Origin of the sequence: Trichocoleus desertorum AS-A10 (assembly GCF_039962155.1) — a bacterium.
Taxonomy (GTDB): domain Bacteria; phylum Cyanobacteriota; class Cyanobacteriia; order FACHB-46; family FACHB-46; genus Trichocoleus.
Genome location: NZ_JAMPKN010000007.1, coordinates 205,143 through 225,114, shown reverse-complemented (window position 1 = coordinate 225,114; position 19,972 = coordinate 205,143). Strand labels below are relative to the sequence as shown.

14 protein-coding genes and 1 tRNA gene are annotated in these 19,972 nt (G+C 48.8%); 5 read left to right on the top strand and 10 right to left on the bottom strand.

The window, feature by feature from the left end; translation table 11 throughout:
• Nucleotides 1–45: 45 nt before the first annotated feature.
• Entirely contained in the window at nucleotides 46–1,698 is a 1,653-nt protein-coding gene (locus NDA01_RS12815; RefSeq protein WP_348228235.1) for a glycerol-3-phosphate dehydrogenase/oxidase, read from the bottom strand.
• A gap of 108 nt (nucleotides 1,699–1,806) precedes the next feature.
• Here NDA01_RS12815 and NDA01_RS12810 point away from each other — a divergent pair, with 108 nt between their 5' ends.
• Both NDA01_RS12810 and infC read left to right on the top strand, forming a co-directional pair.
• Nucleotides 1,807–2,364 (top strand): hypothetical protein, encoded by a 558-nt coding sequence (locus NDA01_RS12810; protein ID WP_348228234.1) that lies wholly within the window; start codon nucleotides 1,807–1,809, stop codon nucleotides 2,362–2,364.
• 115 nt (nucleotides 2,365–2,479) lie between these two features.
• Entirely contained in the window at nucleotides 2,480–2,971 is a 492-nt protein-coding gene (infC, locus tag NDA01_RS12805; RefSeq protein WP_190437772.1) for a translation initiation factor IF-3, read from the top strand.
• A gap of 115 nt (nucleotides 2,972–3,086) precedes the next feature.
• Here infC and NDA01_RS12800 read toward each other — a convergent pair whose 3' ends face one another.
• The 4 genes from NDA01_RS12800 to NDA01_RS12785 all read right to left on the bottom strand — a co-directional run bounded on the left by NDA01_RS12800 (nucleotide 3,087) and on the right by NDA01_RS12785 (nucleotide 6,345).
• Complete coding sequence (locus NDA01_RS12800) at nucleotides 3,087–4,055, bottom strand: protochlorophyllide reductase (RefSeq protein WP_348228233.1); 969 nt, start codon at nucleotides 4,053–4,055, stop codon at nucleotides 3,087–3,089.
• A 279-nt stretch (nucleotides 4,056–4,334) separates the two neighbouring features.
• Complete coding sequence (locus NDA01_RS12795) at nucleotides 4,335–4,874, bottom strand: DOMON-like domain-containing protein (protein WP_348228232.1); 540 nt, start codon at nucleotides 4,872–4,874, stop codon at nucleotides 4,335–4,337.
• Nucleotides 4,871–6,010, bottom strand: a complete 1,140-nt coding sequence (locus tag NDA01_RS12790; protein ID WP_431193392.1) for a phosphotransferase enzyme family protein — start codon at nucleotides 6,008–6,010, stop codon at nucleotides 4,871–4,873. Before NDA01_RS12790 ends, NDA01_RS12795 begins: the two co-directional genes overlap by 4 nt.
• A gap of 140 nt (nucleotides 6,011–6,150) precedes the next feature.
• The gene (locus tag NDA01_RS12785) at nucleotides 6,151–6,345 is read right to left on the bottom strand and encodes a DUF2281 domain-containing protein (protein ID WP_190554323.1); all 195 of its coding nucleotides are present in this window, start codon (nucleotides 6,343–6,345) and stop codon (nucleotides 6,151–6,153) included.
• Between the two features lie 184 nt (nucleotides 6,346–6,529).
• On the opposite strand from NDA01_RS12785, the gene NDA01_RS12780 reads away from it, so the two are divergent.
• Both NDA01_RS12780 and NDA01_RS12775 read left to right on the top strand, forming a co-directional pair.
• A complete protein-coding gene (locus NDA01_RS12780) occupies nucleotides 6,530–7,510 on the top strand; it encodes a HEPN domain-containing protein (RefSeq protein WP_190554322.1) in 981 nt (326 codons plus the stop codon).
• 362 nt (nucleotides 7,511–7,872) lie between these two features.
• Complete coding sequence (locus tag NDA01_RS12775; protein ID WP_431193391.1) at nucleotides 7,873–9,996, top strand: sensor histidine kinase; 2,124 nt, start codon at nucleotides 7,873–7,875, stop codon at nucleotides 9,994–9,996.
• Here the strand turns inward: NDA01_RS12775 and NDA01_RS12770 are convergent.
• From NDA01_RS12770 to NDA01_RS12755, 4 genes are all read right to left on the bottom strand, one after another.
• The gene (locus NDA01_RS12770) at nucleotides 9,989–11,158 is read right to left on the bottom strand and encodes a n-acyl-d-glucosamine 2-epimerase (RefSeq protein WP_348228230.1); all 1,170 of its coding nucleotides are present in this window, start codon (nucleotides 11,156–11,158) and stop codon (nucleotides 9,989–9,991) included. The genes NDA01_RS12775 and NDA01_RS12770 overlap by 8 nt on opposite strands.
• A 75-nt stretch (nucleotides 11,159–11,233) precedes the next feature.
• Nucleotides 11,234–12,211, bottom strand: coding sequence for a 50S ribosomal protein L11 methyltransferase (locus tag NDA01_RS12765; RefSeq protein ID WP_348228229.1), 978 nt, complete (start codon nucleotides 12,209–12,211; stop codon nucleotides 11,234–11,236).
• A 34-nt stretch (nucleotides 12,212–12,245) separates the two neighbouring features.
• A complete protein-coding gene (locus tag NDA01_RS12760; protein ID WP_348228228.1) occupies nucleotides 12,246–13,991 on the bottom strand; it encodes an ABC transporter ATP-binding protein/permease in 1,746 nt (581 codons plus the stop codon).
• 143 nt (nucleotides 13,992–14,134) lie between these two features.
• Nucleotides 14,135–15,082 carry a tetratricopeptide repeat protein gene (locus tag NDA01_RS12755; RefSeq protein ID WP_348228227.1) on the bottom strand — a complete coding sequence of 316 codons (948 nt, stop codon included), beginning with the start codon at nucleotides 15,080–15,082 and terminating at the stop codon, nucleotides 14,135–14,137.
• 379 nt (nucleotides 15,083–15,461) lie between these two features.
• Here NDA01_RS12755 and NDA01_RS12750 point away from each other — a divergent pair, with 379 nt between their 5' ends.
• Nucleotides 15,462–19,772 carry an ATP-binding protein gene (locus NDA01_RS12750; protein WP_431193390.1) on the top strand — a complete coding sequence of 1,437 codons (4,311 nt, stop codon included), beginning with the start codon at nucleotides 15,462–15,464 and terminating at the stop codon, nucleotides 19,770–19,772.
• 10 nt (nucleotides 19,773–19,782) lie between these two features.
• Here NDA01_RS12750 and NDA01_RS12745 read toward each other — a convergent pair.
• A tRNA-Val gene (locus NDA01_RS12745) sits at nucleotides 19,783–19,856 on the bottom strand.
• Nucleotides 19,857–19,972 lie beyond the last annotated feature (116 nt).

Genomic DNA, 19,972 nt, shown 5'->3' with positions numbered 1-19,972 from the left:
GTACCTTGCTTTTAGTACACAAGATGTTTACATCTAGAGCCAATTTCAGAAATCATTTAAGACTGCCGTAGATGAGTTTGAAGTTGCGGTGGCAGAAACTTCCAGAGCGTTAGCTGATCGTTGTAAATCAGCTTGTTGTTGGGCTTGACTCCAACCTAATGTGTTTCCTAGTAGCTCGACCACGCGAGGTAAAGCGCTTTGAGTGGCTTGGTGATCCAAAAAGCTGAGGCGGGTCCGACGGGCCAGAATGTCGTTGCCCCTCCGAGCTGCTTCTTGCTCGGCTCCGTAAACAACCTCCGCTTCTAAGTAAGGATAATTTTTTGCTAAACGCTGACCGTATCCTTCTCGGGCCAACTCTGCTACCTGAATCGCGCGATCGCCATAAGCTTGATTGAGGTGGGTCGCGACATCAGGTGTTAAACCATAGGTAGTTTGTAACTGTATGTCTCCTTGAGCGGAGTAGTTCTCTGCCCCCGCTAGTTTGAGGTTCTCGGTTTGGGAGGGGCGATCGCAGTTCAGGTTGCCTAATGCCAAAGCGGCATTAACGGTGTCCAAAGCCATCTTGCGATAGGTGGTCCACTTACCGCCTGCGATCGTGAGCAACCCTGAATCGCTGACATTGATCACATGGTCTCGGGAGAGTTTGGCGGTATCGGCAGCTTTGGGATCAGAGACTAGGGGGCGTAGTCCTGCCCAAGCAGCTCGGACATCCTCCTGTGTAACAGGGATAGAGAAGTACTTCTGCAAGTGACGCAGAATATACTCTATGTCTTCCTGAGAAGCTTGGGGATCAGCTGACAGGGTAGTGGAGTTGTCAGTGGTGCCCACTAATGTATGTCCTAGCCAAGGCAAAATGAATAGGACTCGACCATCCTCTGTCTTGGGAATCAGTATCCCGGTTGTAGGTAGCGAGAACTGCTGAGCGAGAACGAGATGTGCTCCAGAACTCAACCGCAGCATGGGCGTAGCACTCGGCTCATCCAACTGGCGAATCGTATCACTAAACGGGCCAGTAGCGTTGATCACCACTTTGGCAACGATCTCCCAACTGTCTCCGCTGAGGCGATCGCGCACAGTGGCCCCGCACAGTTTACCGTTGGCTTTATTCAGTGCCACTACTTCCACGTGATTCACAACTACTGCTCCTGCTTCAGCAGCGGTCAGTGCTAAAGCCACATTCATCCGAGCGTCGTTGAATTGCCCATCATAATAGAGAACGCCGCCCCACAATCCTGCTGATCTCAACATGGGTAAGCGATCGCGGATCTCCTTAGCACCAAGAAACTGACTCGAAGCCAGATTTGCTTTTCCGGCGAGAGCGTCATACAACTTCAGCCCTGTGAAAAAGTAGGGGATTTGCAGCGGGTTGTACAGGGGCATGACAATCGGTAAAGGCTGGCTGAGGTGGGGCGCAATCTTTAATAAGACTGCCCGTTCCTTCAACGCATCGCGGACTAAATCAAACTGACTGCGATCGCGCCGCAACACTGCCTGCTCTAGATAGCGCACGCCGCCATGAATTAACTTGGTGCTACGGCTACTGGTTCCAGCTGCAAAATCGTCTCGCTCTACTAGGGCCACTTTCAGGTTTCGAGTGGCAGCATCTAGGGCAAGTCCGGTTCCGGTCGCGCCGCCCCCAATAACTAGCAAATCAAAAGCTTCAGACTGTAAGCGGGCCACGTGTTCTTCTCGGTTCATTCGGGGCTTAAAATGTGAGTTTGGTCTGAATAGACTACTGATTAGGTCAGGCTGACTGACTGCTTGTGCTAACTGTTTGTGTCGTCGTCAGCCTCAAGGAATTGCTGCATGCTATCGATCGCTTGGCTAATGTTTTTGCTTTTCTTTCCTGCTTGTCTAGGACTATTGTGGCAGGTGATAGGGGGAGATGAATTATCTACTCAACTACTAGCGCTTGGTATTTTGTTGCTTTGTGTAGATCAAGCTCGCATGGCAGTGGTGGATCTAGAACAGGTAGCTCAGGCGCAGCAACAAATTCAAGATGCTCGCCTCAAGCGCTTTTACCAAGCTACGGTCAGTACCATTGCCCTGGAATTGTTGGGCTTTTATGCTGCCACCCTTTGGCTCGGTTGGGGTTCGCTTGTGATTTTATTAAGCCAAGTTTGGTTCAACCTATGGGCAGGAATTCAACTCCACTCGGCTGAAAAAATAGCGATTCAAGCTTGGGGCATTCCTCAACGGCTCCCGGTTTTAGGCGCTGACGCGATCGGTTTAGTTTTGGTCAGTTTGTGGATGCTAAAGATTGCGCCATTAGGAATTGCTACTGGGCTTTTGGCCTTAGTTTCCCTCTACGGTGCGATGAAGTATGCGTTGCCTGCCAAGCCACTCAGCGAAGTTTCTAGATAAAACCGCATCAAGCTTAAAAGAATCAGCGATCGCATGCAGCCTGAGGGAGTGTTGTGTTAACTTTAAGATACTTGTTTAAGCAAGTATTGACCTACTTTAAAATTTAAAGGAGCTTATTATCGTAGCCCAGAAACAGCTCATTAACCGTCAAATCACGTCCCCTCAGGTCTTTCTAATTGACCATGAAAACAATAATCGTGGCTTGATCGATACCAATGAAGCCTTAAGAATAGCTGAGAGTGTAGAGCTTGACCTTGTAGTGGTCTCGCAGGGTAAGGACGCTCCAGTCGCAAAGATTCTAAATTACGGCAAGCTGCAATATCAGCAGAAGAAGCGGCAGAGTCAGGGTTCACGGCCAACTGTCAAAGAAGTTAGGCTGCGCCCAAATGTTGGCTTGTCTGATTACAAGCTCCGAATCGATAATGCGATCGAGTGGTTAGGTAAAGGCGATTCAGTCAAGTTTATGATTCGTTTACGGGGTCGAGAAAATCAATTTCGCGATCGCGCTGGGGACTTGCTAGACCGCATTGCAGCAGACCTAAGTCAAGTTGGTAAAGTACAGTCGCTTGATAAACGGTCGCTGATTGTTCAGGTCGTTCCTGCCTAAATATTCTAGATATTTAGGAATAATTTTTGATCGTAGGGGCATCTTTTATAGGTGCCCCTACGTTTTAGGTTCAGGCAGGCTGTTCGGGTAGGCAATGCCTCACGTTGCTGTGCCGTTACGCCAGTGCCACCAGTTTCGTGCTCAAATCCCACAGCCGTTGGGCTTTGTTGTCGTCACTGGCTTCGTCGGAAACTTCTTGCACAAAAGATTGACGACCTGGTTTCTGACGATTTCCCCAGCTCCAATACATCCCCGATTCTTTGTACTCAGGATCAGCGACGATCGCGGCCACTCGCTCACCTGCTAGCTCCTGGGAGACATATCCTCCAGTGATGTTTTTCTGGAAGAGGGGAAAGATTTTGCGGAACAGCGGATAGTGGTTGCGGAACAAAGGCGTATCTGCCACACATCCGGGATAGAGGGAGTTAAACGTGATCCCCGTCGATTCGTGATAGCGACGATGCAGTTCCCGCATGGTCAAAACGTTACAGAGTTTGCTGTCTTTGTAAGCTTTGCCAGACTTAAACTTTTTGCCATTAATCATGGTGATCGGCGCTTTAAAGCCTGCTTCAAAGCCCTGGAGATCTCCTAAGTCCGGAGGAGCGGGGATGGGAATCTTGCCACCCAACTCTTTGGGATTGGCAGTCACAGTGCCCAAAATCACCAATCGGCGATCGGGGTAGGAAGACTTTTTCAAATCTTCCAGCATGAGGTTGCACAGCAGAAAATGGCCGAGGTGATTGGTTGCAACGCTCAGCTCATAGCCTTCAGCGCTGCGTAAGGGTTCTTTTAATAAAGGGAGATAAACTGCGGCGTTACATACCAGCGCATCTAAAGATCTGCCGCTGGCTCTGAATTTATCGACAAACTGCCGAACGCTGTCTAAAGAACTCAGATCGATCGGCAAGAGGGTATAGCTGTCTTTGGGAATTTGTACCTCTTGAGCAGCGTTTTCTGCCTTGGTTAGATCGCGGCAGGCCATCACCACATGCCACCCTTTTTTGGCAAGCGCTTTCGCAGCGTACAAACCAACTCCGGAGGAGGCACCAGTGACCACGACGGTTGGTTTTTGATCTCGTTCCATGCTGTTCAGACTTCAGTTGACCGTTGTTGACCTTTTCTAGGATCTCATACCAGGAACCCGCGATGCCTATTTTTTAATTGGGTAACTGGGGAGCTGATCGGCAAAAAATTGGCCAATAGCGATCGCTGAAATTAAGTTCTAATGAGCTTTTTAGACAAAAATCAAAAAGCAAAAAGCTTAGTATTCAAGCCGTTGCTGAATATAAAGGTTTGTGTGGATCTATTAAGTGCCAAAATTACTCTTTCCAGTGAGACCGTTAAACCTAAGCAGGTAGAAAAATTAAATGTTTAGGACAAAGCTATCCCGGCGGTGAAAGTCTGCTTCTGATCCAGTGTGAGCTAAAGCCCAGTAGGTCACCTCACTATCTTGGCTTTTGACCACTGCGGTAATCGCTACATCTAGAGGTTGTTCGTCGGGTGCGATCGCTGCCAAATTTAGCTCAAGTGAGAGAGTGTGTGCTTCCGGTTGCGCCTCTACTGCAAAGGGCAGCACCGTAAAAGCTGTTTCCTCTTGCATCCCTTGTCGGTAGCTATCAAAGCGATAGACGTTCCAATCACCAGATGGGGACAGGTTGAATTCCCAGTAGCGATCGCTGTCTTGCGACCCTACAAAGAACTCGAAACAGGTTTCCTGCCACAGCTCGTGTTGACGAGTTGGAATCTTTGCTGGAGGGGCGATCGCAATTTTAGACAGATCTCCGGAGAGGAGATAACGGATACTGAGTGTATGAGCTTGGCGAGCAATCGTGCCTGTGAGTTCAAGATTTGCAGGTGCATTGGCAGCCGAAAAGGGCTGTAAAGAGAAGGCATGGCTATTCATCGCAGCTCTCGGATCAAGTTGTGGAGAGTCGTGGCTTGAGATTCGATACTTTCAGTTAGCTTAAACTGCACCAAGGCTCTGGCTAGATTATGTTCTGGGTATTTGACCTTGAAGTAGACATTGCCTGCCAGGTGATCTGTCAAGAATCGCAACCCCAACTCAAAAGCAATCAGACGGATGGAGTCGTACAGGTAGGTATAGTCTGGTTCAGTCAAAAAGTCTTTGGCGATCGCTAAATATCCTTTGAGGATGCCTCGACACAGATCCGTATCAAACTGGATTGTTTCCCACTGCTGGGTTTCTTCCCCCGCCGGATTGCAACCCGATCGCAAGCAATCCCCAATGTCGTAATGCACTAAACCAGGCTTAACGGTATCTAGGTCAACCACGCTGACTGCTTTTCCGGTCGTGATGTCAAACATCACATTATTGATTTTGGGATCTCCGTGCATCAAGCGGAGGGGCAGTTTGCCTTGTGCTTTGGCATCTTCTAGGACGTGAACTAAAGCTTGGCGATCGCGGACGAACTGTAAACAGTAAGAGACTTCTGGCGTAGGGTTAACATTGGTTTGAGCCAGAACTTGCTCGTAGTGCTGCCAGTAGCGGGGGGTGATGTGGAAGCCTTCTAGGGTATCAGCTAGTTTGGTGGCAGGGAGATCGCTAATCAGGCTATGGAACATCCCTAGGGCATATCCAACTTCTTGGGCATGGTCCACATCCTTCATGGTGTCGAAGGATTCGGAGCCTTCGATGAAGCTGATGGCTCGCCAGAAGGAACCCTGATCATCACTGCAATGGTCTTGCCCATCTTGGGTGAGGAGAACACGCGGAGTTTCCCAACGACGGTCGAGAGGGGTGCGTTGCAGGCGATCGCAAACATGCTCGGTGAGGATTCGCATGTTCTGCATCACGAGTTCGGGATGGCGAAAAACTTGAGTGTTGATGCGTTGCAGGACAAAGCGGGTTTGGTCAGGGTCATCCAGGGCAACGAGGAAGGTGTCGTTAATATTGCCATTACCAAAGGCTTGGACGCTGGTAATGCTACCTTGGTGGGCAAATTGGTCAGCAATAGTCACAAGGGGATCTAGAGTACTACTGGGGGTGCGATCGCTGGTCATATCTGCCCTGGTTGACATGGAAAACTTCGCTCACTACTCGCCATGACATAGTGTACGGCGTTGCTGACTCCTAATCCAGAAAACCAGAACCAGCTACAATTGTTTCCTTGTAACATACCGGCTCAAGTCAACTAGGTCAGAAAAACTAAGGTAGTAACTCAAAGATTCGGTTCTTCAGAAGCCCCTAGCCCTGCAATAGAGAGTAAGAAAGGCGAGCCGTGCTTTTTTTCTTGAGATTGAGCTGATTTATAACGAAGATATTCAACAAAGCTTGCCAGTTCAACCAAGGCTTCATCTGGAAGAGTGCTAACTGATTCAATTAGCTTCTGACGCTCTGCTAGCAGTGCATCCATTGTCTAGAGAGTAAAAACGTTATAACTTATTCTACCCTTAATGCAAAGTCTCTCTTGAAAATAAGCAATTACTCCATTCTTAAAAGAGGGTATGAATAATTCACCGACTGCCTTCCGGGTTAGATTTAACAGTTTACTTCGCACTTTTACCACATTTCACGGAGACATTGAAGCTTGGAACACGTTGATTGATAATGTGCAATCTTTCTCTTTTCAATCGTCCCATGCTTTAATCAACGTTTTGATTGACTGGAAAGATGCTAAAGAGTTTATAGCTGAACGAAAATCCCATTACTTCGACTCAGCAGAAATAAAAACCAAAGCGGATTTCGATGGAATGATAGAAAAGATGAATGAGTATGTACGTCGAAAGGAGGCAGGTCTAACTAGAGAGAGTTTAGAAATAGAGTTGTCAGTTTGCAACTCAGATAACAGATTTACAGACTTGGGTTATGTCGTTAATGTTTTGTACCAAATATTTTTGGCTATGAACTTAGCAGTGCCTGGTAGCTGTGATTTCTATTCCGCTGCTGTATCTCCCATTTCTTCGGATGGTAATGGTCCTCGAAAAGAAGAACTACTTTTGTTGGCTGGAAGTGTTTTTGAGGGTGCTGCCGAGCTTGGAGAGAAATGGAACTGGCCGATACTTCAAGATCTTCCAATTCAGAAAGTCCTAGACTGGATACAGCAAATTGGTCTACCTGAATCTCATTTTGCCCACTCTACAACGGAGAGAGCCATTTGTGGTCTGCTACACGTATGCAACCAACCAGATATTTCTCCTAGTGAAGTAGTTTGGCTGGCACAAGCACTAGAAGCACTTTTTGATACACCCCAAGCTGGAATTTCAAAGGTTTTACGAGAGAGAATTTTCCTTGTTTTAGGAGAGCCACCGGAGAACAGCAAAAAAATCAAGAAGGCAATCAATGCGTTCTATGATTACAGATCAAGATATGTTCATGGTGAAATCCCAATTCCTAACCCTATGTCACTGAGACTATCAGATAGCTCATTAGATGATTTCATTAATGAACTGATGGAACATGTTGATCTAGCTATGCTTCTAGTTGTTGCTGCTCTCCAAAAACTGATTGTTCAAGGAGGTAGTACTTTTGAGTTCTCAGAAGCTGTATCAATCCATAAAATTCCATTCAAATCTAAATAGATAATGACTATAGCCATTATCATAACCACACAGCACTACTTATACTTTGACCACGTCTGATTAACCGCGATCGCTCTTTCACTCTAGGCAGGATGTGTTAGATAAATTACACTGGCCTTACGGGAATACTATTGTGGTGGAGAATGGGTGTGCGTTTTCCAGGAATTAGGGCTATTATCCTTGCTACTATTCCTGCGATTTCCTAAACCACTACTCGCTCCCCCTCTGCACAATCCATTGCGATCGCTTAAACCTTAGGGTGAAAGGCACGACCATCAATCCTAATTGCCTACTATATGAAAAAGCGAGGCTCCTGTAAGACTTGGAAATTTCCAGCACAAAAACTGCAACTTGTTCTGGTTGTGCCGTTTGTTTTACAAGTTTTTGGAGCAGTCGCCATCGTTGGCTATCTATCGTTTAAGAATGGACAACGAGCAGTCAACGAATTGGTGCTGAACTTGGAGAGTCAAGTTGGCAAACAGATTGATCAACACCTAGAAAACTATCTATCTAGCACCCGTAAGCTCAATGAACTGAACGCAACCGCCATCAGCTCTGGCTTAATCAACCCCAACGATCTAGACGGGTTAGGACGTTTTTTCTGGAAGCAAGCCAAGCTCTACAACGTGGGTTATATCCTTTTTGGCTCCACCAATGGCAAATATGTGGACGTGGGCCGCCCGCTGACTTATCCAGTCGAGCTAATTACCGAGCGGATCGACCCCAGCGAATTTGGCAATCAAAATCTCCATATCTATGAGCCAGATGCACAGGGAAATCGAGGTAGACTGCTCGACAAAGATTCAGGCTATCCGTTTCAAAAGGAGAGTTGGTACACTGAGGTAATGCAGACAGGGAAACCCTTGTGGTCTTCAGTCTATACCTGGCAAAGTGAAGCCGCCAATCCTCTCGCGATTTCGATTAGTAGTCCAGTTTATGACAAGAATAAAAAGATCATTGGAGCGATCGCCGTTGAGCAGCGTCTAGGCCAAATCAGCAGCTTTCTCCGCAATTTAGACATCAGTGATTCTGGACAAGTCTTTATCCTAGAACGCAATGGTCTACTAGTCGCTAGCTCCGGGACAGAGCCACTCTCCAGGCTGGTTAACCAGAAGCCACAGCGATTAAAAGCGATCAACAGTCCGAATTCTATTGTTCAAGGCGTTTCCATCCAGCTTCAACAGCGCCTGAATAATTTTGCCAGCATTACCACAGCTCAAGAACTACAACTTGACTTACAAGGAGAGCGCTACTATGTGCGAGTTACGCCTTGGCGCGATCCCTACGGGCTAGATTGGCTGGTTGTGGTGAGCCTACCAGAACGCGAATTTATGGCTCAAATTGATGCCAACACTCGCACCACAGTCTGGTTGTGTTTAGCAGCTCTGGGAGTTGCTTCGATTCTGGGCATCTTTACCTCCCAATGGATTACGCGTCCGATCTCCAGACTCAACCGAGCCAGCCAAGCAATGGCATCTGGCAACTTAGATCAAACTGTAGAAGAAAGTGGGATTCAGGAGATCAACGCATTAGCGAATTCTTTCAATTACATGAGTGGACAGCTACGCGAATCCTTTACGGCGCTAGCAAGTAGCAATGAAGAACTTGAAGACCGCGTGGAAGATCGCACGACAGAACTCAAAAATGCTCTAATTGAGTTGCAGCGGACCCAAGCTCAGATGCTTCAGAGTGAAAAAATGTCTAGTTTAGGCCAACTAGTCGCTGGCATTGCCCACGAAATTAATAACCCAGTTAACTTCATTTATGGCAACTTGGGTTATGCCCAGAAATATATCCGAGATTTATTAGGATTCTTGCAGCTTTATCAACAGCATGATCCTCATCCTGTCCCCGAAGTCAAAACTGCTGCTGAAGCAATTGATTTAGAATTTTTGCAAGCAGACCTGCCCAAAATATTGTCGTCGATGCAGGTCGGTACCGATCGCATTCGTCAAATTGTGCTCTCTCTCCGCAACTTCTCGCGCATGGACGAAGCGGAGATTAAACGAGTGAACATCCATGAGGGAATTGACAGTACCTTGCTCATTTTGCAGCACCGCCTCAAGGCTCACTCACATCGTCCCGAGATTGAAGTCATCATAAACTATGGAGATTTGCCGCTAGTCGAGTGTTACGCTGGACAACTCAACCAAGTATTTATGAATATCTTGGTGAATGCGATCGATGCCTTAGAAGAACTGCCTGAGCACAATCATCCTAGTCAAATCGAAATTTCAACTGTGGTGGTGGATGAAAAGTGGATACAGATCGCGATCGCAGATAATGGCCCTGGCATCCCTAAAGATGTTCAAGCCCGCATCTTTAATCCCTTTTTTACCACCAAACCTGTGGGTAAAGGAACCGGGATGGGGATGTCAATCAGCTACCAAATCATCACAGAAAGACATAGAGGCAAACTAGAGTGCCTCTCTCATTCCGGTGAAGGAACCCAGTTTGTGATCCACATTCCGAGTCAACTCAACTGAGCGCCTCAAACTGTTGCCAGCAGAGGTAGAGGGCTCTGGGAACATGGAAGCAACCTTTCCATTTGCCGCCTTTCAAGTTCAGCAGCACTTCTCCACGACGATTCAGATAGCCGAACCACTCGCCATATTCCGGGTCAGCAAAATGAGACCAGGTGTAATCATGCAGCTTTTGATACCATTGCCAACAATCCTCGCGCCCGGTTAAGCGGTAGCCCATTGCCAACGCCACCAAGGATTCCACATGCACCCACCAAAGTTTTTGGTCCCACTCTAGCTGTTGCGGGGGATGGCCTTGGGCATCCATGAAGTAATACAACCCGCCATATTCTGTATCCCAAGCAAAGTTGAGGATATTCAGCACCACATCCACTGCTTGGTGAATCGTAGCGGTATCTTGGTGACGATTGGCAATATCCATGATGAACCACATCGCCTCAATTCCATGACCTGGGTTAATCAGCCGCCCCTCAAAAGAATCCACATGGGAGCCATCAGGAGCCACATTCTCATACATTAAGCCGCGATCGCGGTCTAGGAAGTCACTCATTACTTCCTGCACTGTAGCTTCCAGAACTTGCTCCAGTTTTTCCTGAGGCAACAACCATTCCATCTCCAAGGAGAGGTTAGCTAAAATCATCGGTACTGCCAATGACTTCAGCGGGCGAGTACCCGGATAGGTTTTGTTGTACTTGCCCTTGGGGTTCTCCTTCCGGCGCAACACGTTGTTGTAAGCCTGTAGTGCGATCTCCTTAGCACTCTCTTCCCCGGAAGCCAACGCATATTTGCTAAAGGCCATCGCTGCAAAGCAGTCAGAAAAAATGTTGTAGGGCTGCACTAAAGGGTTGCCAGCGCGATCGATCGCGAAATACCAATTTCCCTCACCATCACGACCGTGTTGTGCGAGAAAATTGGCTCCGTGCGCGGCAATCTTCAGCCAGTTCTCTCGCTGCTCCAGTTGGTTATACAGCATCGAGAAGATCCAGACTTGACGATTTTGCAGCCAAATAAACTTGTCGGTTTCATAAACTTTGCCGCTGCGATCGAGACAAGTGAAATAGCCGCCTTGCTCCCAATCGATCGAGTGCTGTTCCCAAAAAGGAATGACATCGTTAAGGAGCGCATTTTTATACAGTTCGGCTAGTTGCTTAAAATCGTGCTCCATCACCATTTCCTCTATCTTCTAACCCAACAGCGTTTATTATCTCCTACGCTTAGCTGATCGAGTCGGGGCGATCGCTCAGGCTTGCAGTTGATAAGCCAAGGCCACCCATTCGTTACAGCGTTCTGAGTCAATGATGGTAAAGCCTGCTGCTGCGAGAGCCGCTGTCACTTCCGCTTCGTGATCTGTAGTGAAGCCAGCCGTAATCAACCGTGCGCCTTGAGCCTGAGTTTGCCGCAGGGCTTGGCGGTAGTCATCTGCGAGGGCAACATGCACCCGCGCCAAAATATTCGCCATGATTAGGTCAAACTCTGCGATCGCCTTCACGGTAGGCACTTGATCACTAATATCTCCGCCCATCCAGTGCCCTAGCTCGCTGCCACCCCCCAAGCTGCCTTCCATCACTCTGACTTGTTGCGCCACACCATTACGCTCCACAGCATCTTGCGTAGACTCTACAGCCACCCTGTCGTTATCTAAAGCCAAGACTTGTGCCCCCAGCTTCGCGATCGCTACACTCAAAATTCCTGAGCCTGATCCTAAATCGAGCGCCCGCATTTCAGGCCTAACATGACGCTCTAATAACCGAAGGCTCAGCCGAGTGGCTGAATGAAAACCGCTGCCGAAGGCCAGACTTGTCTGTATCCTTAAGGTAAGTTCATGGGTTGTTTCAGGTTGGTAGGGTATATCTCCAGGCAAGACCACAAAGCGCTGCCCGATGCGGTGAACTAGGGAACTCACCGTCTCTGGTAGAGCAGGTTTCTCTTCTAGGATCGCAGCTTGTAGCTCAGTAGTTAGCCCGGTGCGATGTAGGGGAGAAAGCACAGACTCAATTTCAGCGATCCGTGTGCGCACCCGGATATCGTAAGGGAGATATAAGCAAATCGTGAATGCCCAGTCATGAGGGGGAGTTTCTGGCTCCCTGGGGCAGCGAGAATCTAATTCACTGTAAGCCGTGACTCGAACTTCTCCTTGATAGTCAGTTCCTGCTAGCAGCGTCTGAACCCAGTCCACCGCCTCTGGTGTGGTATCCAGGCTCAATTCGATCCACGACATACTTACTTTCCCAAAGAGGTCATTCTAGCGCGGCTCAAGGTAGCTCGATCAACTCCAGTTGTTCTTGACGGAAGACCAAAGGTTGCCGGATCTGCCAGGTTTTGTCTTGGGAGAGCTGCAACACTTGCTGGTGATGATTCGCTAGGTTCGGGCGATGACCCACGCTCAAGAAGGTAGTACCGATCGCCTGTAGATGTTGATAGAGTTTTTCTTCATTGTCGAGATCCAAAGCACTCGTCGCCTCATCCAAGATGGCGTACTTAGGTTGGTTGACCAGTAAGCGGGCAAAAGTGAGACGCTGTTGTTCTCCTAACGATAAGACTTCCGCCCAGTCTCGTTCAGCCTCAAAACCACCAAAGCGTTCATCTAGATCTGCTAAATTTACCTTTTGCAGCACTTGCTTTAACTGTTGGTCATCCACCTGAATATGCGTGTTGGGATAGAGCAGTTGGTCCCGCAGAGTCCCCATTACCATATAGGGACGTTGAGGTAAAAACAGAATCTGATCTGGCTCGGGGCGCAAGATGGTACCACGACCCGTATTCCATAACCCAGCGATCGCCCGTAGTAGGGAACTCTTACCACAACCACTCGGCCCCATTACCAACAGCCCTTGCCCAGTCTGTAATTCGACGGATAAGTTTTCGATCAGCGTGCGTTGGTGGTTGGGCGTTTCTAAAGTGAGATGTTCTACTGCGACGCGATCGGCAGCAACGGTTTGAATGGTTGCTTCAGTCAGCGAGTCAGGAGCATCAGTAGTTTGGTTGTTTTCCGGCTTTTCTAGAAACTCAGCAAAGGTATACAAGCGATTGATGCCAGCTCCAAATGTCGCCAGAGCTTGGAATCGAGCCACTACCACATTCAGCGAGAAAAAGACCCGCACAAAGGCTCCCTGAGCTTCAGTGACTTTGCCTACCTCCATCTCTCCCGCAAAGATCGCTGGCGCTACGACTAGGGCTGGCAGGACGAAAGGGATAAATTCATAGGCATTGGTCAACACGTTCAGATTCAATTCCCAAAGCAGCAACCGCTTGACGTTGTCAAATACTTCTAGAAATCGGTGTTGAATCTGCTGCGACTCGCGCTCCTCACCTCGATAAAAGGCGATCGCTTCAGCATTCTCCCGAATTCGCACCAAACTAAAGCGAAAGTCGGCTTCTTTCTTGAGTTGCTCAAAGTTGAGTCGTACCAATGGTTTGCCAAACACAACCGTTGTGACGATCGTGCCAACTAGAGCGTAAAGCACCAGGAAAAAAACCAAAGGTTGAGAAATTCCCCAAAGCACGCCACTAAAGGCAATCACCGACAACACCGACTCCACTAACACCAACAAAAAGGTGAGAGATTCTTGGGTAAAGCTGCGAACATCTTCAGCGATCCGCTGGTCTGGGTTGTCGATCTCTGTGTTGGATGTATTGAGATGGTAGTAGGCCCGATCGCTAAAGTAATTTTCGAGAAAGCGATTGGTCAGCCAACGCCGCCATTGCAAACTCAGGCGATCGCGCAAATATCGGTAACCTGCCAGCAGAGGGGCATATAGGACCAACACCGCAATAAAGATAGTGACTGTTTGCCAAAACCGAGGTTCATCCCGAGCCGAAAGCGCGGAGATCAGCACGCCTCGCTTGTTGTTGAGTACTACGCTCAGCCCTGTATAGGCCAGCAAAAACAGCACCACTCCCAGCAATAAGCCTCTAGCTTGCCATTTCTCATCCCCGAACCAGTAGGATTTGGCGATCGCCCAAAACTGCTGAAACACTTTGAAGTTCAATCGATCCATCTGCTTATTTTCCTTGGAATTGCTTTGCGAACGGGGCAAACCCTTCAAAGGCTAAACCGGTCTCAAGCAGGTTGGAATCTGCCCAATAGTCGATCCTATAGCAATCCCAACTTGCTCAGCGCAGAGGCCGACTAGATGCAACTTCAGGTGTTTTCAGAACGAGTTGATACCACTGCCGCTGATTCTAATGTTGGTTCTGGGGTCGGCTCAGATGGCTCAGCGTCACTGGTCAGGTCAGCAATCCGTTGTCTCAGAGCTTCTTGCTGTTCTTTAAAACATGAATCAGGATATTGTCTCATGGCTTCTCGGCACGACTTTAGAGCCGTTTCTAGTTCACCCAACTGCCATAAACAGTTAATTTGATAGAAATGAGCGTGCCGCACCGAATAGCGATCGCTTGACTGGCTCTGCACAATCGGGTTAAGCCATTGCAGCGCTTCTTCGTAGCATCCAAGTTGATAGAGTGCATAACCCCGATCCGAGCGAATGTGCTTACTATCCGGTGTGTATTTCAAATAGATATCAAAGGCAGTAATCGCTTCCTCGTAGCGCTCTAGCTGCAATAATGTGTCTCCACGTTCATGAGCCAAACTTGGATCACGGGGTCGCAGCTCATAAGCTCGGTCGTAGCTGGCGATCGCTTCCTCAAATCGTTGTAGCTTGGCTAACGCTAATCCTTGTTCGTGCCAGAGGCGGAAGTTGCGAGGAAAACGCTTCAATCCTTCCGCATAGACAGCGATCGCTGTCTCATATTGATCTGCTTGTTCTAAGTCTTTGCCATAAGCTAACCACTGGATCGCTTGAGTAAAAGGCAGCTGGGTTAAATCTTGTGGTCCCAAATCCGGTTCAGCCTCTGGGTTGGCTGTGTCCCCAGTTGTGGCTGGATTGGCAGCCGCAGCACGACGACGGTAGCCAGCCAGGTGCCAACCTAGGCTGAGACCGAGGATGAATACAACGACGCTCCAGTCGGAATTGGCTAAGGTCGGCGAACTAGTTTCCCAATCCCTGAAATCTTGGCTCTCCAGCCCAGTGAACGTTTGTCTCGCCATGTCTTTGCTCAACTCCAAGCTCTCAGCGCCCCAATTAGCCATTCAGTTAGACTTCAACAAGCTACACTTAAATTTCTGAAACATTCTCGGTGCGATCGCTGACCTTGAAGTAACAAATTGCCGACAAAAAGTAGCTTTCACGCTAATTTGATTTGCTAAGTTTATGCTTTTCAGAATCGGGATTGCAGTTTATACCGAGTCAAATTACCAACTCTTTATAGAAATGTGAACTCAGGTCAATCTAAGTCTACCTCTTGGGGGATGAAGGTTTTCTGTCTGATCCCTAAGAGTCAGAGATAAGGACTTATCAATAGTGATGACTCTGTCCATCGGTCAGCAATGGTTGGGATAGAACAACTAACTATCGGCACCCTAGTGCGCCACCTTCGTCCGGATATGTTTCAGAGGTAGAGTGACAACTGTGAATGCAGAACGAGAGGCAGCTATCCGAGAAGCCATTCTCGCGGGTGGGGGTGAAATGGGGGCGCTGATGCGATCGCGAGACTGGTCGCAAACATCGCTAGGCCCCGTAGAGCAGTGGTCGCAGAGCCTCAAAACTGCTGTACGCATCATGCTAACCTCGCAACAGCCGATGTTTGTCTGGTGGGGCGAGGAGCTAATTAACCTTTATAACGACGCCTACAAAGCTATTCTTGGCGGTAAACATCCAGGAGTTCTAGGCCAGCCCGCTTCAGTAGTCTGGCGAGAGATTTGGGACCAAGTCGGTCCCCGTGCGGCTTCGGTAATGCGTAAAAATGAAGGCACCTATGACGAAGCGCTGCTGCTGATCATGGAACGCAACGGCTACCCGGAGGAAACCTACTACACATTCTCCTATAGCCCCGTACCGGATGACGAGGGTGGGACAGGCGGCATCCTTTGTGCCAACACAGACGATACGCAGCGCATCATTGGTGAACGGCAGTTGTCTCTGCTACGGGAACTAGCCGCTAGAACCGCCGATGCCCGGACGTTTGATGAAGCTTGCACCCTAAGTGCTGCCTGTCTAGAAACCTATCTTTACGATCTCCCTTTCGCCATGATTTATCTGGTTGACCCAGATCAGCGGCACCTGTTTCTGGCGGGAACTAGTGGCATTGAACGGGGTCACGCGATCGCTCCTGAAATAGTCTCCCTAGATGATGGCGCTTGGTGCTTTGCAGAAGTACTCGAAACCCGTCAAGTTTGTTTAGTCACTGACCTAGAGAAACGTTTTGACGACCTGCCCACAGGGTCTTGGGATCGCTTACCCCATCAGGCAGTCGCACTGCCGATCTCCCCATCTGGACAGACTGGTAAGGCGGGTATCTTAGTAGCGGGTCTCAATCCGTTCCGGCTGTTGGACGATAACTATAAGGGATTTCTGGATCTGGTGGCAGCGCAGATCGCTGCTAGTATTGCTAATGCCCAAGCTTACGAGGAAGAGCGGAAACGAGCAGAAGCTTTGGCAGAACTCGATCGCGCTAAAACTGTCTTTTTCAGCAATGTCAGCCACGAATTCCGTACCCCTCTAACTTTAATGCTGGGTCCTACCGACGATGCCCTAGCTGACCAGACCGAACCTCTACCGCCTAATCAGAGAGAGCGGATTGAGACGGTACAGCGCAATGGACTGCGACTGCTGAAGTTGGTCAATACACTGTTAGACTTTTCCCGAATTGAGGCAGGGCGAGTTCAAGCCTTATATGAACCTACTGATTTGGCAGCCTTGACGACAGAACTAGCCAGTGTTTTTCGCTCTGCGATCGAGCGGGCCGATTTACACCTGGTTGTGGATTGCCAACGCTTACCTGAGGCTATTTATGTAGACCGAGAGATGTGGGAAAAGATAGTACTTAACCTACTCTCCAATGCCTTTAAATTCACCTTTAACGGTGAAATTTCAGCTCGCTTGCAGTGGATGCAAGATCACGTTGAGCTAGCAATTCGAGATACTGGTATTGGTATCCCTGCCGCTGAAATTCCCCATTTGTTCGAGCGGTTTCATCGAGTCAAGGGAGCCCAAGGACGTAGTTTTGAGGGATCAGGGATTGGTCTCTCCTTGGTTCAAGAATTAGTCAAGCTGCATGGAGGCGCGATCGCTGTAGACAGTGTAGAGGGGCAAGGCACCTGCTTCACCGTCTCGATTCCCACCGGAACTGCTCATCTCCCGCTAGAGCGTATTAGTGATACTCGCACATCACCTATAACAGCGGCAGGCTCGGCCTCCTTTGTGGCAGAAGCCTTGCGCTGGCTACCTGAAAAGGATGTTTATGTTAGTGAAACAACGCCTCAGGAGATCGGCGAAAGGATCACCGTGGGAGCAGATATTTCTTTAAACTCTTCATCTTTGCTCCCTCAACCTGCGGCTCGTATCCTCTTGGCTGATGACAACGCCGACATGCGCGATTATGTGAAACGGCTCTTAAGTCAGCGATATGCAGTAGAAACCGTTACAGATGGTCTTGCTGCCCTCGCTGCGATTCATCACCACTCTCCTGACTTAGTGTTAACAGATGTCATGATGCCAGGGCTCGATGGCTTTGCCTTATTGCGAGCGCTTCGTTCCGATCCTCAGACTCAGGATATCCCCATCATCTTACTATCAGCCCGTGCGGGCGAAGAGTCTCGTGTTGAGGGATTAGAAGCTGGAGCTGATGACTACTTGATTAAGCCATTTTCGGCTCGGGAACTACTGGCACGAGTGGAAGCAACCTTAAAGCTGGCACGATTGCGGCAAGAAGCCACCCAGCGAGAGCAAGGTCTAAGGGCTGAAGCGGAGGCAGTTAGAGTTCGTTTAGAGAGTGTTTTGGCAGGTATTAACGATCAGTTTATTGTGCTGGACCGGGAGTGGCGCTACAGCTTCATCAATGAACAAGTCCTGCGAGTGACGGGTAAGCATAAGGAAGAGTTGCTAGGTCAGCGTGTTTGGGATGTGTTTCCCGACATGGTCAACAGTCTATTCGGAACTGAGGTGTGTCGGGCAGTTGCTGAACAAACAGTGGTTCGATTTGAGGTTTTTTATCCACCCTATCAGCGTTGGTTCGAGAACCGGATTTATCCTTTTGCCGAAGGTGTCACTATTTTTGTAACCGACATTAGCGATCGCAAGCAAGTAGAAACAGCGCTATTGGAAAGCGAGGAGCGATTCCGCCACATGGCAGACAACGCCCCCGTCATGATCTGGGTAACTAATTCAGCAGGCCAATGTACTTACCTGAGCCAAAGCTGGTACGAATTCTCCGGTCAGAGTGAGATAAGTGGTTTGGGTTTGGGCTGGTTGGATGCTGTCCATCCAGATGACCGCAGCGAAGCTAAGGATAATTTCATAAAATCTAGTCAGCGTGGTGAACCGTTGCGCGTAGAGTATCGTTTGCGGCGTCACGATGGTGAGTATTACTGGATGCTGGATGCGGCAGCTCCTTGGCATGGGGCGGAAGGTGAATTCAAAGGGTATATCGGTTCAGTTATAGACATTTCGGATCGCAAACAAGTAGAAGCGGAGCGGGAACGATATGCGGCGCAAAGCTACCATCTCCTGCAACTTGAGCAAGCGGCCAGAGCGGAGGCCGAACGTGCTAACCGGATTAAAGATGAGTTTCTAGCAGTCTTATCCCATGAGTTGCGATCGCCTCTCAACCCTATTTTGGGTTGGTCAAAGCTACTACAACAAGGCAAGTTAGATGAGCAAACAACCCAGCGGGCGCTAGAAACGATTGAACGCAATGCCAAACTACAAACCCAATTGATCGAAGATCTGCTAGATGTCTCCCGCATCCTACAAGGCAAGATGACTTTGAATGTGAGTCCAGTTAACTTAGTCACAGTCATCCAAGCGGCGATCGAAACGGTGCGTTTGGCAGCGGAGGCCAAGGAGATTGAAATTCAAGCTCTGTTTGCGGCTGATGTCGCCCAGATCTCCGGAGATGCGGCCCGAATTCAGCAAATTGTTTGGAACTTGCTCTCCAATGCCATCAAGTTTACTCCCGCAGGTGGACAGGTAGAAGTTCGATTAGAGCCAGCAGGCACTCAGGCCCAGATTCAAGTCAAAGATACTGGAAAAGGCATCAACTCAGCATTTCTGCCGCATGTGTTTGAGTATTTTCGGCAGGAAGATGGAACAACTACCCGTAAATTTGGCGGCTTAGGATTAGGGTTGGCGATCGTTCGCCACCTGAGCGAGTTGCACGGTGGTACTGTCGATGTAGAGAGTTCTGGGGAAGGGTTAGGATCTACCTTTACGGTTAGAATCCCACTCCAGAGGCTAGCTTCAGAACCCTTACAACCTCAGAACTCAGATACCACTACCATTGACCTGAGCGGAGTACGTGTGTTGGTGGTAGACGACGAAGCCGATATGCGGGATTTAGTCGAGTTTATTCTGACGCAATATGGAGCCGAGGTCAGTTCAGTAGCATCTGCCTCAGAGGCTTTAGCTCTTTTAGAGCAGTTCCAACCAGACCTCCTGATTAGTGATATTGGTATGCCCATCATGGATGGTTATATGCTAATGCGCCAGATCAAAGCCCGTTTTGCAGACGCCTCTGCTTCAGCCAACTCACTAGAACTCAATCAGCATTCAGCATTCAGAAAAGCCATACCCAAAGCGATCGCCCTCACTGCCTATGCTGGAGAGATAGACCAAAAACAAGCTCTTGCCGCTGGGTTTCAGCAGCATGTGGCAAAACCTGTAGAACCCGATGAGCTAGTCAAGGCGATCGTCACATTACTAGGAAAGGGCGATCGCCTGTGAGTGTAAATGATGGACACAACTGGACTCGAACCAGTGACCCCTACGATGTCAACGTAGTGCTCTAACCAACTGAGCTATGCGTCCTAGCGATTTATAAATGTATCACACCCTTCTAGAAAAGCGCAATCCCTCTCGTGAATCGGGAATAACTTTCCTTAGGCAGTTTTTTCTAACCTAGCTGCTGCAAAGTCAACTAGCCA